The sequence below is a fragment of the Leptothrix ochracea genome (assembly GCF_041083635.1).
GTDB classification, from domain to species: Bacteria; Pseudomonadota; Gammaproteobacteria; order Burkholderiales; family Burkholderiaceae_C; genus Sphaerotilus; species Sphaerotilus ochraceus.
The window spans coordinates 1-13,243 of sequence record NZ_JBFPHB010000013.1 but is presented as its reverse complement, the minus strand read 5'-3'; the positions used below and the strand labels follow the sequence as shown (position 1 = coordinate 13,243).

Below are 13,243 nucleotides of genomic sequence, written 5' to 3'. Positions count from 1 at the left end.
TCACGTGAGCATTACTGCAACTCTGATCGTCCAGATGATCGTTTTCGCGATCTTGGTCTGGTTCACGATGTCATTTGTCTGGCCGCCGATTGCCAAAGCGCTGGATGAGCGTGCTGCGCAAATTTCGGATGGCTTGGCTGCTGCTGACAACGCTAAGGCTGAATTGGCCAGCGCGAACAAGCGGATCGAAGAGCAACTGACACAGTCGCGCAACGACTCTGCCAAGCTGCTCGCTGAAGCAGAAAAGCGCGCGCAGTCGATCATCGAAGACGCTAAAAAGCGTGCCGATGAAGAAGGTTTGAAGATCGTCGCAGCTGCCAAGGCTGACGCCGAACAGCAATCGATCAAGGCTCGCGAAGCCCTGCGCAGCGAAGTGGCTGTGCTGGCTGTCAAGGGCGCCGAACAGATCCTCAAGCGCGAAGTCAATCCGGCTGTGCACGCTGATCTGCTGGGTCGTCTCCAGACGGAGCTCTGATCATGGCTGATCTCGCAACCATCGCGCGTCCCTATGCCGAGGCGCTCTACCAAGTCGCTCGCCAAGGTGATCTGGCCGCCTGGACACAACAGCTTGACGGGCTCGCCCTGATCGCCGGTGACGCAGGCTTGCTGCAATTCGCAGCCAGTCCGACGTCGACGTCGGCACAGGTGTTTGACGTCGTGGCGGCTGCGTTCGGTCAATCGCTTTCGGGTGGCGTGCAGAATTTTCTGCACACCCTGATCGAGAACGACCGTTTGGTGGTTTTGCCGGCGATCGTCGCGCAGTTTCACGCTCTGGCCGATGCGGCCAAGGGCGTGGCTGATGCGGTGGTCTTCAGTGCTTTTCCGATCACGCCTGCGGACCTTGGTCCGGTGCTGGCTGTGCTCGAAAAGCGCTTTGGCCGCAAGCTGCAAGCCACCGTGGTCGTCGAGCCTGAACTCATCGGTGGTATCCGCGTCGTGGTGGGTGATGAAGTGTTGGACACTTCTGTCAAAGCCCGTCTCGAACGTATGAAGGTGGCCCTGGCCGCGTAAGAGCTTAATCGCTCGCACCCGAATCTTCTCTGCGTCGTTCGTCCATGTACCAAGATGTGGCCGCCTGACCAGACTGGGAGCAATCTATGCAACTGAATCCCGCAGAAATTTCCGAACTGATCAAGAGCCGCATCGAAGGTCTCGGTGCCTCTACGGATGTCCGTAATCAGGGCACGGTCGTTTCCGTGACTGACGGCATCTGCCGTATCCACGGCCTGAGCAACGTGATGCAGGGCGAAATGCTCGAATTCCCGGGCAACACCTTTGGTCTGGCGTTGAACTTGGAGCGTGACTCCGTGGGCGCCGTGATCTTGGGCGCTTACGAGAACATCTCCGAAGGCGACGTTGTCAAGTGCACCGGCCGCATTCTGGAAGTGCCCGTTGGCCCCGAACTCGTGGGTCGCGTGGTCAACGCTCTGGGCGCTCCGATCGACGGCAAAGGCCCGATCAACGCCAAGATGACCGACGTGATCGAAAAGGTTGCGCCGGGCGTGATCGCCCGTAAGTCGGTGGACCAGCCGGTGCAAACCGGTCTGAAGTCGATCGACTCGATGGTGCCGGTGGGCCGTGGTCAGCGCGAACTGATCATTGGTGACCGTCAGACCGGCAAGACAGCCGTGGCCATCGACGCCATCATCAACCAGAAGGGTCAGAACATGACCTGTATCTACGTTGCGATCGGCCAGAAGGCTTCGTCGATCAAAAACGTGGTGCGCTCTTTGGAGCAAGCTGGTGCGATGGACTACACCATTGTGGTGGCTGCCACGGCGTCCGAATCGGCCGCCATGCAATACATCTCGGCCTACACCGGCTGCACGATGGGCGAGTACTTCCGTGACCGTGGTCAAGATGCCTTGATCGTTTATGACGATCTGTCCAAGCAAGCTGTGGCCTATCGCCAAGTGTCGTTGTTGCTGCGCCGCCCACCAGGCCGCGAAGCCTATCCTGGCGACGTGTTCTATCTCCACAGCCGTCTGCTCGAACGTGCAGCGCGTGTGAACGCCGACTATGTCGAAGCTTTCACGCAAGGCGCCGTCAAGGGCAAGACCGGTTCGCTGACGGCTCTGCCGATCATCGAAACCCAAGCGGGTGACGTGTCTGCTTTCGTGCCGACCAACGTGATCTCGATCACCGACGGTCAGATCTTCTTGGAAACCAACCTGTTCAACGCCGGTATCCGCCCCGCCATCAACGCCGGTATCTCGGTGTCGCGCGTCGGTGGTGCTGCTCAGACCAAGTTGATCAAGGGCCTGTCCGGCGGTATCCGTACCGACTTGGCGCAGTACCGTGAACTGGCTGCGTTTGCGCAGTTCGCTTCCGATCTGGACGCTGCGACCCGTAAGCAGCTCGACCGTGGTGCTCGTGTGACTGAATTGCTCAAGCAAGCTCAGTACTCGCCGCTGTCGGTCAGCTTGATGGGTGCGACGTTGTACGCCGTCAACAAGGGCTACTTGGACGACATCGACGTCAAGAAGGTGTTGCCTTTCGAAGCCGGTTTGCATCAGTTCCTGAAGGCCAGCCACGCTGCGCTGCTCAAGAAGCTCGATGACAGCAAGGCCATGGATAAGGACGCGGAAGCCGAGTTGCAAGGCGCCATCGCTGCCTTCAAGAAGACCTTCGCCTGATCCCCAGCGACTGATCGACAAGGAGCAACGTCATGGCGTCAGGCAAGGAAATACGCGGCAAGATCAAATCGGTGGAAAACACCAAGAAGATCACCAAGGCCATGGAGATGGTTGCCGCGTCCAAGATGCGCAAGGCGCAGGAACGCATGCGTGCGTCTCGCCCGTACGCAGACAAGATCCGCAACATCACCGCCAACCTGTCTCGGGCTATTCCGGAGTATCACCACCCCTTCGTGGTGAAAAACAATGGCACGGGCAAGGTTGGGATGATCGTGGTCACGACCGACAAGGGTCTGTGCGGTGGCATGAACACCAACGTGTTGCGTGCCACCACCAACAAGATGCGTGAGTTCGATGCGGCGGGTTTGAAAGTTCAAGCTGTGGCCATCGGCAACAAGGGCTTGGGCTTTCTGAATCGCATCGGTGCACAAGTTGTTGCGCACGCCATTCAGTTGGGCGATACGCCGCACTTGGAAAAGCTCATCGGCCCCGTCAAGGTGTTGCTCGATCTTTATGCTGAGGGCAAGCTGGACGCGGTTTATATCTGCTGCACCCGCTTTGTCAACACGATGAAGCAGGAGCCGGTGGTCGAGCAGTTGCTGCCTTTGCCGACGGATCGTCTGGCTCAGACGCCCGTTGAAAAGCAGCAATACAGCTGGGACTACATCTACGAACCGGATGCGAGGTCGGTCATCGACAACCTCATGGTTCGTTACGTGGAAGCTCTGATCTACCAGGCTGTAGCGGAGAACATGGCTTCAGAGCAGTCGGCGCGTATGGTGGCCATGAAGGCCGCAACCGACAACGCCGGCACCTTGATTGGTGAGCTCAAGCTGGTCTACAACAAGACCCGCCAAGCCGCCATCACCAAGGAACTGTCCGAGATCGTCAGCGGCGCGGCCGCTGTGGGCTGATCGCCTTGCAGCACGCTGAACCAGACGCAACGAATACTGATTGAAGGAAACGATATGTCGAACACTCAAACCAACGCAGTTGGCAAGATCGTTCAGTGCATCGGCGCCGTGGTGGACGTGGAGTTTCCACGTCACCAGATGCCGAAGATCTATGACGCGCTGAAGATGCAAGGTTCCACCCTGACGCTGGAAGTTCAGCAGCAGCTGGGTGACGGCGTGGTGCGTACCATCGCTTTGGGCTCCTCCGACGGCCTGCGCCGTGGTAGCGAAGTCTTCAACACCGGTGAGAACATCACTGTGCCGGTGGGCAAGGCGACTCTGGGTCGCATCATGGACGTGCTGGGCGCGCCCATCGATGAGCGTGGTCCGGTCAGCCAGACCCAAACCGCGTCGATTCACCGTTTGCCCCCCGCTTACGACGAGCTGAGCCCGTCGCAAGAACTGCTCGAAACCGGCATCAAGGTGATCGACTTGATCTGCCCGTTCGCCAAGGGCGGCAAGGTGGGTCTGTTCGGTGGCGCCGGTGTGGGCAAGACCGTGAACATGATGGAACTCATCAACAACATCGCCAAGGCCCACAGCGGTCTGTCGGTGTTTGCGGGTGTGGGCGAGCGGACCCGTGAAGGCAACGACTTCTATCACGAAATGGCCGATTCGGGCGTCGTGAATCTGGAGAACTTGGCTGAGTCCAAGGTCGCCATGGTCTACGGTCAGATGAATGAGCCGCCAGGCAACCGTCTGCGCGTGGCCCTGACGGGTCTGACCATTGCCGAATCGTTCCGTGACGAAGGCAAGGACGTGCTGTTCTTCGTGGACAACATCTATCGCTACACCTTGGCCGGTACCGAAGTGTCCGCACTGCTGGGTCGTATGCCTTCTGCCGTGGGCTATCAGCCGACGCTGGCGGAAGAAATGGGCCGTCTGCAAGAGCGCATCACCTCGACCAAGGTCGGCTCGATCACCTCGATCCAAGCCGTCTACGTCCCTGCGGATGACTTGACCGACCCGTCGCCTGCCACGACGTTCGCCCACTTGGATTCCACCGTGGTGCTGTCGCGTGACATCGCTTCGCTGGGTATCTACCCCGCTGTGGACCCGCTTGACTCGACCTCGCGTCAGCTGGACCCGAACGTGGTGGGTGAAGATCACTACGCCGTGGCCCGTGGCGTGCAGGGCACCCTGCAACGCTACAAGGAACTGCGCGACATCATCGCCATCTTGGGCATGGATGAGCTGGCTCCTGAAGACAAGCTGCTGGTTTCGCGCGCTCGTAAGATCCAGCGTTTCCTGTCGCAGCCGTTCCACGTGGCTGAAGTGTTCACCGGCTCACCGGGCAAGTATGTGCCGCTGAAGGAAACCATCCGTGGTTTCAAGATGATTGTGGCTGGCGAGTGCGATCACCTGCCGGAACAGGCCTTCTACATGGTCGGTACCATCGACGAAGCCTTCGAAAAGGCCAAGAAGATTCAGTAAGCACGGTCTGTTGGGCGTTTTGAGTTTGGGTGAAACCCAAGCTTAAAGCGCCAACTGCATCTGCTTCTTGAACCTCCTTGTGAAGGAATAGGACCATGGCAACTATCCACGTTGACGTCGTTTCCGCAGAAGAGTTGATCTTCTCGGGCGAAGCCAAGTTTGTCGCGCTTCCCGGTGAAGCCGGCGAGCTGGGCATTTTGCCCCGCCATACGCCCCTGATCACCCGTATCAAGCCGGGTGCTGTGCGTATTGAGCGCGCTGATAACGGCCAAGAGGAATTTATCTTCGTCGCTGGCGGCATTTTGGAAGTGCAACCGCACGGCGTGACCGTGTTGGCTGACACCGCCATTCGCGGCCATGACCTCGATGAAGCCAAGGCTGAAGAAGCCAAGCGTGTTGCTGCTGAAGCGATCAAGAATGCCAAAAGTGATCTTGACTTGGCTTTAGCACAAGGCGAGTTCGCCACCATGGCGGCTCAGCTCGCTGCGATTCGCAAGTTCCGCAAGAAGTGATGACCCCCTGCAGAGACCCTCTGCAGTGGATCTGAGACGACGCTGACGCCCGCCTTTGTGCGGGCGTTGGTCTTTTCAGGCTTTTTTTCGTCAAAACCGCCCATGTTTGCTCCCCTCGTCAACGACACCTTCCTGCGCGCGCTGCGCCGCCAACCCACCGACTACACCCCTTTGTGGCTGATGCGTCAGGCCGGGCGTTACTTGCCTGAGTACTGCGCCACCCGCGCCAAGGCCGGCAGTTTCATGGGTTTGGCCACCAACGTCGATTTCGCCACCGAAGTGACCTTGCAGCCGCTGGAGCGCTACAAGTTGGACGCGGCGATTTTGTTTTCGGACATCCTGACCGTGCCCGATGCCATGGGGCTGGGCCTGTCGTTCGCTGCCGGCGAAGGCCCGCGTTTTGCCACGCCGGTGCGCGACGAAGCTGCCGTGGCCAAGCTGGAAGTGCCGGACATGGCCAAGCTGCGCTATGTCACCGACGCCGTCACCTCGATCCGCAAGGCCTTGAACGGTCGCGTGCCGCTGATCGGTTTCTCCGGCAGCCCCTGGACCTTGGCATGCTACATGGTGGAAGGCAAGGGCAGCGACGACTACCGTTTGGTCAAGTCGATGCTTTACGCGCGCCCCGACCTGATGCACCGCATGCTTGAAGTCACGGCCGACGCCGTGGCGGTTTACCTGAACGCCCAGATCGAAGCCGGCGCGCAGGCCGTGATGATCTTTGACAGCTGGGGGGGCGTGTTGGCGGACGGTGCTTTCCAGACCTTCAGTCTGGCCTACACCCGCCGCGTGCTGGCCAAGCTGCACAAGCAGTGGGACGGTGTTCACATCCCCAGCATCGTCTTCACCAAGGGCGGTGGCTTGTGGTTGGACGAGATCGCCGCCAGCGATACCGACGCCGTGGGCCTCGACTGGACCATGAACCTCGGCTTGGCGCGTCAGCGTGTCGGTCACAAGGTCGCCTTGCAGGGCAACTTGGACCCGAACGTGCTCTTTGCGCCCGAAGCCGCGATCCGCGCTGAGGCGGCCAAGGTGCTCGACAGCTTTGGTCCGCATCCGGGTCACGTCTTCAACCTCGGCCACGGCATCAGCCAGTACACGCCGCCAGAAGCGGTCTCGGTGCTGGTCGATGCGGTTCACAGCCACTCGGCTGCGATGCGCAAGTCCGCCTGAGCGGACGGACCCATCCACCGCAGCGAGATCCCGACGGTGGTCCGGGTGCTGGTCGATCTGCCCCGCCACAGTCGCTTGGCGGCCGGGGCGCTTGACTACCTTGAGCCTCCAGGGGCGGAGCCCGCCGTACCGCTCGCCCCCGGCACGCTCGTGCGGGTGCCTTTGGGTAGGCGGCAGGTCTGCGGCTTGGTCTGGCCGCACGGCGAACACGGTGAACGCAGTGACGGTGAGGCCCCGCCGATGGACGGGCTCAAGGCCATCACCGAAGTGCTCTCGGCCTTGCCGCCACTCTCGACGGCTTGGCTGCGCTTGGTGGCGTTTGCCGCTGCGTATTACCAGCGCAGTCCCGGTGAGATGGCGCTGGCCGTCTTGCCGCCGGAACTCAAAGACATCGACGCCGCGCAGCTTGAGCGCCGTCTGCGCCGACTCCACAAAGGCTTGAAAGCCGCAGCCCCAGAAGCAGCGGTCGCAGATGCCCGACCTTTTCGCCCCGACCTCAGCCCTGAACAAGCCGAGGTGCTGAGGCAACTGGCCTTGGGCGAGCCGGTCACCTCCTTGCTGCACGGCGTGACCGGCAGCGGCAAAACCGAAATCTATTTGCGTGAGGCCGAACGGGTGCTGGCCCAAGGCCGCCAAGTGCTGGTGTTGGTGCCCGAGATCAACCTCACGCCGCAGCTCGAAGCGCGCTTTGCCCAGCGTTTCGGGGCCTCACGCTTGCGCGCTTTGCACAGTGGCCTGACGCCGGCGCAGCGTTTGCAAAACTGGTTGGCGGTCCATCTGGGGCACGCTGATTTGGTGCTCGGCACGCGCTTGGCGATCTTTGCGCCCTTGCCACGGCTCGGGCTGATCGTGGTCGATGAAGAGCACGATCCGTCCTACAAGCAGCAAGAAGGCGCGCGCTACTCGGCGCGCGATCTGGCGGTTTACCGGGGGCGCTTGGAGGGCGTGCCGGTGCTGCTCGGCTCGGCCACACCGTCGCTCGAAACTTGGCTCAACGCCCAGCCGGTGGGTGAGTCCGTGCAGGGCCGCTATCGGCGCTTGGCCATGCCAAGCCGCATCGGCGCTGGCGCTTTGCCCGCCGTCAAGCTGCTTAATTTGGCCGAGGTGGTGGCCCGTCATGGCCGCTCGGTGCTTTACGAGATGCCGATTGCGCCACCGCTGATCGAGCGCATGAAGCAATGCCTAGCGCGCGGCGAGCAGAGCTTGGTGCTGCTGAACCGTCGGGGTTACGCGCCGGTGCTGCATTGCACCAGCTGCGGCTGGAAAAGCCAGTGCAGCCAGTGCAGCGCTTGGCGGGTGTTTCACAAAATCGACCGTACCTTGCGTTGCCACCACTGTGGCTCGGTCGAGCCGGTGATGCGCTCTTGCCCCGATTGTGGTGACATGGACATCCAGCCCTTGGGGCGGGGCACGGAACGGCTCGAAGAACAACTTGGCGCGCTCTTGCCCGAGGCGCGCATGGCGCGCATCGACGCTGACACCACCCGCACCCGGGGCAGCTTGGAAGAGCAGCTTGCCCAAGTCCACGATGGTCACGTCGATGTGCTGGTGGGCACGCAGATGGTGGCCAAGGGCCACGACTTTCGGCGCATCACCTTGGTGATCGCTTTGAACGCCGATGCGGCGCTGTTTTCGCAGGATTTCCGCGCGCCTGAGCGGCTCTTTGCCTTGCTGATGCAAGCCGCAGGGCGGGCCGGGCGTGACGCCGAACAAGCGGCTGCCAGCGAGATGTGGGTTCAGACTTGGCACCCCAGCCATCCGCTTTACCAAGCCTTGCAACGCCACGACTACGTGGCCTTTGCCCGCAGCCAGCTCGAAGAGCGCCAGATCGCCGGCTTGCCGCCCTACACCCATCTGGCCCTGCTGCGGGTTGAGGCGCGGGATCAAGCCAGCGCGCAAGCCTTTTTGCAGGCCGCGACCGAGCTGGCCGAGGGTTTGGACGGCACGGCCTTGTCGGCGGGCGAGTTGTTGCTTTACCCTCCGGTGCCGGCCCAAGTGCAGCGGGTGGCGAATGTGGAGCGCGTGCAGATGCTGCTGGAGGCGTCTTCGCGCGCGGTGTTGCAGCGCTTTCTCAGCGCTTGGCTGGATGTGTTGCAAGCGCAGCGGGCCGCCTTGCCCAAGGTGCTGCGCTGGGCAGTGGATGTGGACCCTGTATCGATATGAACACCCCCAATGTGAAGACCCCCCATGTTGCTTTGAACGTGGCCGTGATCGGCGCTGGACCCGTGGGCTTGGCCTTGGCGCTCGAAGCCTCCGCACGCCTGCCCGCAGCGCGCATCACGGTCTTCGACGCCTTGCCCGCAGATCGGGATGTTTCGACGGATCCGCGGGCCTTGGCCTTGTCGCTCGGCAGCGTGCAGATCTTGGAGCGTCTCGGTGTGTGGTCGGCGGTGCGGGAGGTGGCCGCGCCGATTCGCCGCGTGCACGTCTCACAGCAGCAACCGGGCTTGAGTTTGCTGGGCTTGGGGGGGGACGCCGGGTTGTGGATCAATGCGCGTGAAGAAGGCGTGGCGCAGTTGGGCGCGGTGGCGCATTACGGCGCCATCGTTGCCCCCATGCGCGCGGCTTGGCTGGCTTTGTGTGCCGACCAGCCGCAGCGCCATAGCGCGCGCTGGGGCACCAAGGTGCGCGCCCTCAAAGCGCTACCCAACCAGCCCGCTGAGATCGAAGACGAGCAAGGCGTGGTCGAAACCTTTGACTTGGCCGTGGTGGCTGAGGGTGGGGTGTTTGCTGATCAGGCGCGGCGCGCCATCCAACGTGACTATCACCAAACGGCTTGGGTGGGGACGGTCACGCTGGAAGGTGGCGAGGCGGGCACCGCGTTTGAGCGCTTCACGCCCCAAGGGCCGCTGGCGTTGCTGCCCTTGCCTTCGCCAGCAGGAGACAAAACCCGCCGCGCCTCCTTGGTGTGGTGCGTCGCCGAAGACGGCGACGATATCGCGAGCCTGAGCGAGGCCCAGCGGCTGACGGTGCTCCGCTACTTGCTGCCGCCCGAGGTGGGCCGCTTGGTGGGCTTGTCGCCGCTCAAGTCCTTTGCCTTGGGCCTCAATGCCGAACGCCAACTGGTGCAAGGGCGCAGCGTGCGTATCGGCAACGCCGCCCAAACCATGCATCCGGTGGCCGGGCAAGGCTTGAATCTGGGCCTGCGCGACGCCCGCAGTTTGATGGACGCCTTGCGCGCCAAGGCCCCCACCAGCGCGGGCGTGGACGCCGCCTTGCGTCAGATGGCCCGCGAACGCGCCCCGGATCGTTGGCTTTTGATGGGCACCACCGATTTCCTTGCTCGCAGCTTCACGTGGCACGTGCCGGGTCTGACCACTGTGCGTTCGTTGGCGCTGGCCGGTTTACAGCACCTGCCGCTGTTCAAATCGGGCTTAGCGCGGCAGATGATGTTCGGCCGGCGCTGAGGCATCCAAGCCGCCCTTGGCTTTCCATTCGGTAAAGCCGCCTTGCAAGATGCGGACGTTCTCAAAGCCCGCCACCCGCAGGGCAAAACCAGCTTGGGCCGAAAGACTGCCGGTGTTGCAGTAAATCAGCACCGGTTTGTCCTTCGGAATCGTGCTGCGCTGCGCCAGCACCTTGCGCCATTCCAGATTCACCGCGCCCGGAATGTGCTCCTTGGCGTATTGCCCGGCATCGCGGGCGTCGATCACGTGCATGGTCGGCCACGATGCCCGTGGAATTTGCTCCGGCGCGATCGTTGCGCCGCCGTAATCGACGAAATCGAGATAGGCCTCCATCTCGTCCGTGGCGATCGCTTTGGTGTCTGCCGCCAAGCCGGGGAGTGCCCACAGCAGGGCGGCACAGCTCAGGCCGGTACACAGTGTTTTTTTCAGGGTGCGGTTCATCGTGTCTCCTTCAAACGGTGGGGTGGGTGAATTTGGGATGGCTCTCGGTGCCAAAGTAGGCCAGCAGAGCGGCTGAGACGGCCATCGACAGAGCGACAAAAACGAACGCAGCTTCGATCTGCTGGCTGAGATGTGCGGCCAGACCCAAGCCGAGCGCGCCGATACCGTAGCCCAGATCGCGCCAGAAGCGGTAGACGCCCAAGGCCGTACCGCGCCACGCCGGTGCCGCCAGATCGGCCACCGCGGCCGACAGATTGGGGTAGAGCAACGCCATGCCGAAACCGGAGAGGCCGGCGGCCAAGCTCCAGCCCCAGACGCCATGCACCACCACCATCAGCATCACCCCGGTACCGCAGATCAGCATGCCCCAGACGTTGGGCCGTTGGCGGCCGATGCGGTCGGAAAGCCGGCCGGTAAAGACTTGGGCCACGCCCCAAACCACCCCGTAGGTGCCGATCACCCAGCCGATGTCGGGCAGCGCCAGACCTTGTCGGTGCAGAAAAACCGGATAGATCACCCAGACCAAGGCATCGACAAATTTTTCAACCAAGCCAGCTTGGGCCAAGGCGGCCAAGCGGCGGTCTTGCCACGACACCTTGGCAAAGACCGCTCTGAAGGGGGCGGCGATCACCGGGGTGGCTACCGAGGTGGTGACCCAGGGCCGGGTGTCCTTGATCCAGCCGTGGGTCAAGATCAAGCCGAGTCCGATCACGCCACTGCCCCAAGCGAGCAACGCTTCCCGAGCGCCCAAGGCCACCGCGCCATACGCTGTGATCACCCCGGCCAAGGCCATGCCGAGGTAGCCGGCGAATTCGTTCAGACCGAGGATCCGCCCGCGCTCTTCAGGAAGGCTGAGATCGAGTTTGGCGGTTTGAGTCATCGACCAGCTCAGGCCCTGATGCACACCCAGTAGGGTGGTCGCCAACACGATCCAACCCCAGCTTGGGGCCCAAGCCAGCACCAGCGGGATGGGCAGGGCGCTGATCCAGCCCAGCAAGAGCACGCGCTGACGCCCCCAGCGCTCTGAGAGCCGCCCAGCGATCAAATTCATCACGCTCTTGACCACGCCGAAGGCCACCACAAAGCTGCCCAGCAGCAAGAAGGAGTCGCGCGCCACGCCAAATGACGCTTCAGCCAGCGTCGGCACCACGGTGCGCATCAGCCCCAAGGTCATGCCGACCAAGAGCACTTGCACGAGCAGATGCCCGATCTGCCCCATGTTGGCGTGCAGACCGTGGCGTCGGGCCATCACAGCGCAGCGCGGGTGGCGCAGGTTGCGTGAGTGGCGTGAGTGGTGAGGGGCAAGCCGGCGGCGGCCCATTCGCTCACGCCGTCTTGCAGCTTGCGAGCCTGCAAGCCGTGGCGGTGCAGGATCGCCAAGGCCTCGTCAGCGAACAGGCAAAACGGGCCTCGGCAGTAGGCGACGATGGTTTTGTCGCGCGGCAACTCACCGAGGCGTCGTTCGATGTCGGCCACGGGCATGGAGCGTGCAAAGGGCAGGTGCGCGGTGGTGAATTCGGTCTCGGGGCGCACATCCAGCATCACGATCTCACCCCGGCGGGCCTGATCAAGCAGGGTGTGGCGATCCACGTGGGCCAGTTGAGCGGGGTCGGACACCATCTGTGCCAGCGCGCCTTGCAGCTCCAGCAAGTGCTCCTCGGCCACCGACCGCAGCAGCACCCACAAGCTGGCCACATCCGACCCGCTGAGGCGATAGACCATGTATTTGCCCTCGCGGCGCACGCTCACCAGTTGGGCGTCTTTGAGGGTTTTCAGGTGCGCGCTGGTGAGCTTGATGTCGGTGCCGAGCTCACGGGTCAAGACCTCCACCGACTTTTCGCCTTGGGCCAGCAATTCAAGCAGCTCCAAGCGCTTCGGGCTGGCGACCGCTTTGCCGATGCGGGCGACTTGTTCGAACAGCAGATCTTTGAGCGTGCGCTTATCCATGCGTTCATTCTAATCATCATTAGAATGAATGCGGTGTTGACCTCAAAGCACCCGATGCTCCAACGCGGGCAAGCGGCTGCGGACGTGTTGCAGCTGGCTCAGATCAAGGGTGCCGAGCACCACGCCGGGGCCTTCGGGGCGAACGGCGCTGATCTGGCCCCAGGGTTCGACGAGCATCGAGTGGCCCCAAGTGCGCCGGCCGTTGGGATGCAGGCCGCCTTGGCCGGCGGCGAGCATGTAGCACTGGTTTTCGACTGCACGGGCGCGCAGCAGCAGCTCCCAGTGCGCGCGGCCCGTCACGTCGGTGAAGGCTGCGGGCAGGAGCAGCAGATCGCAGGGTGGGTGCATGAGCTGGCGATACAGCTCAGGGAATCGCAGGTCGTAGCAGATCGACAGCCCTACCCGCAGGCTTAGGCCGCTGCGGGTGGTGGCGTTGAAGGCCACGGGGCGCTGGCCGGCTTGGAGGGTGGCGGCTTCGTCGTAGCGCCGCTGGCCGTCGTCGAAGCGAAACAGGTGGATCTTGTCGTAACGCGCCACGGGCTGGCCTTGAGGGTCAAAGACCAGCGAACTGTTCCAGACGTGGCTCGGGTCACCGTCCACCGCCAAGGGCAGCGTGCCGCCGATCAGCCAGAGCTGATGCTGGCGCGCCAAGGCTGACAACGTCGCTTGGATCGGCCCGTGGCCGGGGGCTTCGGCATGGCGCAGCTTGTCGTGGTCGTGGTGGCCGATCAGGCAGAAAT

At 62.6% G+C, this 13,243-nt stretch carries 13 protein-coding genes; 9 read left to right on the top strand and 4 right to left on the bottom strand.

Annotated elements, in window-relative coordinates; translation table 11 throughout:
* Nucleotides 1-4 precede the first annotated feature (4 nt).
* The 9 genes from AB3X39_RS05545 (at nucleotide 5) to AB3X39_RS05505 (ending at nucleotide 10,115) form a co-directional block, all read left to right on the top strand.
* Nucleotides 5-475: a F0F1 ATP synthase subunit B gene (locus AB3X39_RS05545; RefSeq protein WP_009453432.1), complete on the top strand. Its 471-nt coding sequence runs from the start codon at nucleotides 5-7 to the stop codon at nucleotides 473-475.
* Between the two features lie 2 nt (nucleotides 476-477).
* Complete coding sequence (locus tag AB3X39_RS05540) at nucleotides 478-1,011, top strand: F0F1 ATP synthase subunit delta (RefSeq protein WP_009453431.1); 534 nt, start codon at nucleotides 478-480, stop codon at nucleotides 1,009-1,011.
* An 86-nt stretch (nucleotides 1,012-1,097) separates the two neighbouring features.
* Nucleotides 1,098-2,636 (top strand): F0F1 ATP synthase subunit alpha, encoded by a 1,539-nt coding sequence (gene atpA / locus AB3X39_RS05535; RefSeq protein ID WP_369416363.1) that lies wholly within the window; start codon nucleotides 1,098-1,100, stop codon nucleotides 2,634-2,636.
* A 32-nt stretch (nucleotides 2,637-2,668) separates the two neighbouring features.
* A complete protein-coding gene (atpG, locus tag AB3X39_RS05530; protein ID WP_369416362.1) occupies nucleotides 2,669-3,550 on the top strand; it encodes a F0F1 ATP synthase subunit gamma in 882 nt (293 codons plus the stop codon).
* Nucleotides 3,551-3,604: 54 nt separating this feature from the next.
* Complete coding sequence (gene atpD / locus AB3X39_RS05525; RefSeq protein WP_369416361.1) at nucleotides 3,605-5,023, top strand: F0F1 ATP synthase subunit beta; 1,419 nt, start codon at nucleotides 3,605-3,607, stop codon at nucleotides 5,021-5,023.
* Nucleotides 5,024-5,118: 95 nt separating this feature from the next.
* On the top strand, nucleotides 5,119-5,535 hold the full coding sequence (locus AB3X39_RS05520; protein WP_369416360.1) for a F0F1 ATP synthase subunit epsilon: 417 nt from the start codon (nucleotides 5,119-5,121) through the stop codon (nucleotides 5,533-5,535).
* 102 nt (nucleotides 5,536-5,637) lie between these two features.
* Nucleotides 5,638-6,708: a uroporphyrinogen decarboxylase gene (gene hemE, locus AB3X39_RS05515; RefSeq protein ID WP_369416359.1), complete on the top strand. Its 1,071-nt coding sequence runs from the start codon at nucleotides 5,638-5,640 to the stop codon at nucleotides 6,706-6,708.
* A 27-nt stretch (nucleotides 6,709-6,735) separates the two neighbouring features.
* The gene (gene priA, locus AB3X39_RS05510) at nucleotides 6,736-8,871 is read left to right on the top strand and encodes a replication restart helicase PriA (RefSeq protein ID WP_369416468.1); all 2,136 of its coding nucleotides are present in this window, start codon (nucleotides 6,736-6,738) and stop codon (nucleotides 8,869-8,871) included.
* Nucleotides 8,868-10,115, top strand: coding sequence for an FAD-dependent monooxygenase (locus AB3X39_RS05505; protein WP_369416358.1), 1,248 nt, complete (start codon nucleotides 8,868-8,870; stop codon nucleotides 10,113-10,115). The genes priA and AB3X39_RS05505 overlap by 4 nt, the downstream gene beginning before the upstream one ends.
* Here AB3X39_RS05505 and AB3X39_RS05500 read toward each other — a convergent pair.
* From AB3X39_RS05500 to AB3X39_RS05485, 4 genes are all read right to left on the bottom strand, one after another.
* Nucleotides 10,083-10,556: a rhodanese-like domain-containing protein gene (locus tag AB3X39_RS05500; protein WP_369416357.1), complete on the bottom strand. Its 474-nt coding sequence runs from the start codon at nucleotides 10,554-10,556 to the stop codon at nucleotides 10,083-10,085. The genes AB3X39_RS05505 and AB3X39_RS05500 overlap by 33 nt on opposite strands.
* 10 nt (nucleotides 10,557-10,566) lie before the next feature.
* Nucleotides 10,567-11,805, bottom strand: coding sequence for an MFS transporter (locus tag AB3X39_RS05495; RefSeq protein WP_369416356.1), 1,239 nt, complete (start codon nucleotides 11,803-11,805; stop codon nucleotides 10,567-10,569).
* Nucleotides 11,805-12,503 carry an ArsR/SmtB family transcription factor gene (locus AB3X39_RS05490; protein ID WP_369416355.1) on the bottom strand — a complete coding sequence of 233 codons (699 nt, stop codon included), beginning with the start codon at nucleotides 12,501-12,503 and terminating at the stop codon, nucleotides 11,805-11,807. Before AB3X39_RS05490 ends, AB3X39_RS05495 begins: the two co-directional genes overlap by 1 nt.
* Nucleotides 12,504-12,545: 42 nt before the next feature.
* Nucleotides 12,546-13,243, bottom strand: a 698-nt coding sequence (locus tag AB3X39_RS05485) for a carbon-nitrogen hydrolase family protein (protein WP_369416354.1), incomplete at its 5' end; no start/stop codon positions are given.

Coding starts and splice junctions, on each gene's coding strand:
- atpG (WP_369416362.1), top strand. CDS start 2,669: ATGGCGTCAGGCAAGGAAATACGCGGCAAGATCAAATCGGTGGAAAAC.
- hemE (WP_369416359.1), top strand. CDS start 5,638: ATGTTTGCTCCCCTCGTCAACGACACCTTCCTGCGCGCGCTGCGCCGC.
- AB3X39_RS05490 (WP_369416355.1), bottom strand. CDS start 12,503: ATGGATAAGCGCACGCTCAAAGATCTGCTGTTCGAACAAGTCGCCCGC.
- AB3X39_RS05495 (WP_369416356.1), bottom strand. CDS start 11,805: ATGGCCCGACGCCACGGTCTGCACGCCAACATGGGGCAGATCGGGCAT.
- AB3X39_RS05500 (WP_369416357.1), bottom strand. CDS start 10,556: ATGAACCGCACCCTGAAAAAAACACTGTGTACCGGCCTGAGCTGTGCC.
- AB3X39_RS05520 (WP_369416360.1), top strand. CDS start 5,119: ATGGCAACTATCCACGTTGACGTCGTTTCCGCAGAAGAGTTGATCTTC.
- AB3X39_RS05505 (WP_369416358.1), top strand. CDS start 8,868: ATGAACACCCCCAATGTGAAGACCCCCCATGTTGCTTTGAACGTGGCC.
- atpA (WP_369416363.1), top strand. CDS start 1,098: ATGCAACTGAATCCCGCAGAAATTTCCGAACTGATCAAGAGCCGCATC.
- atpD (WP_369416361.1), top strand. CDS start 3,605: ATGTCGAACACTCAAACCAACGCAGTTGGCAAGATCGTTCAGTGCATC.
- AB3X39_RS05540 (WP_009453431.1), top strand. CDS start 478: ATGGCTGATCTCGCAACCATCGCGCGTCCCTATGCCGAGGCGCTCTAC.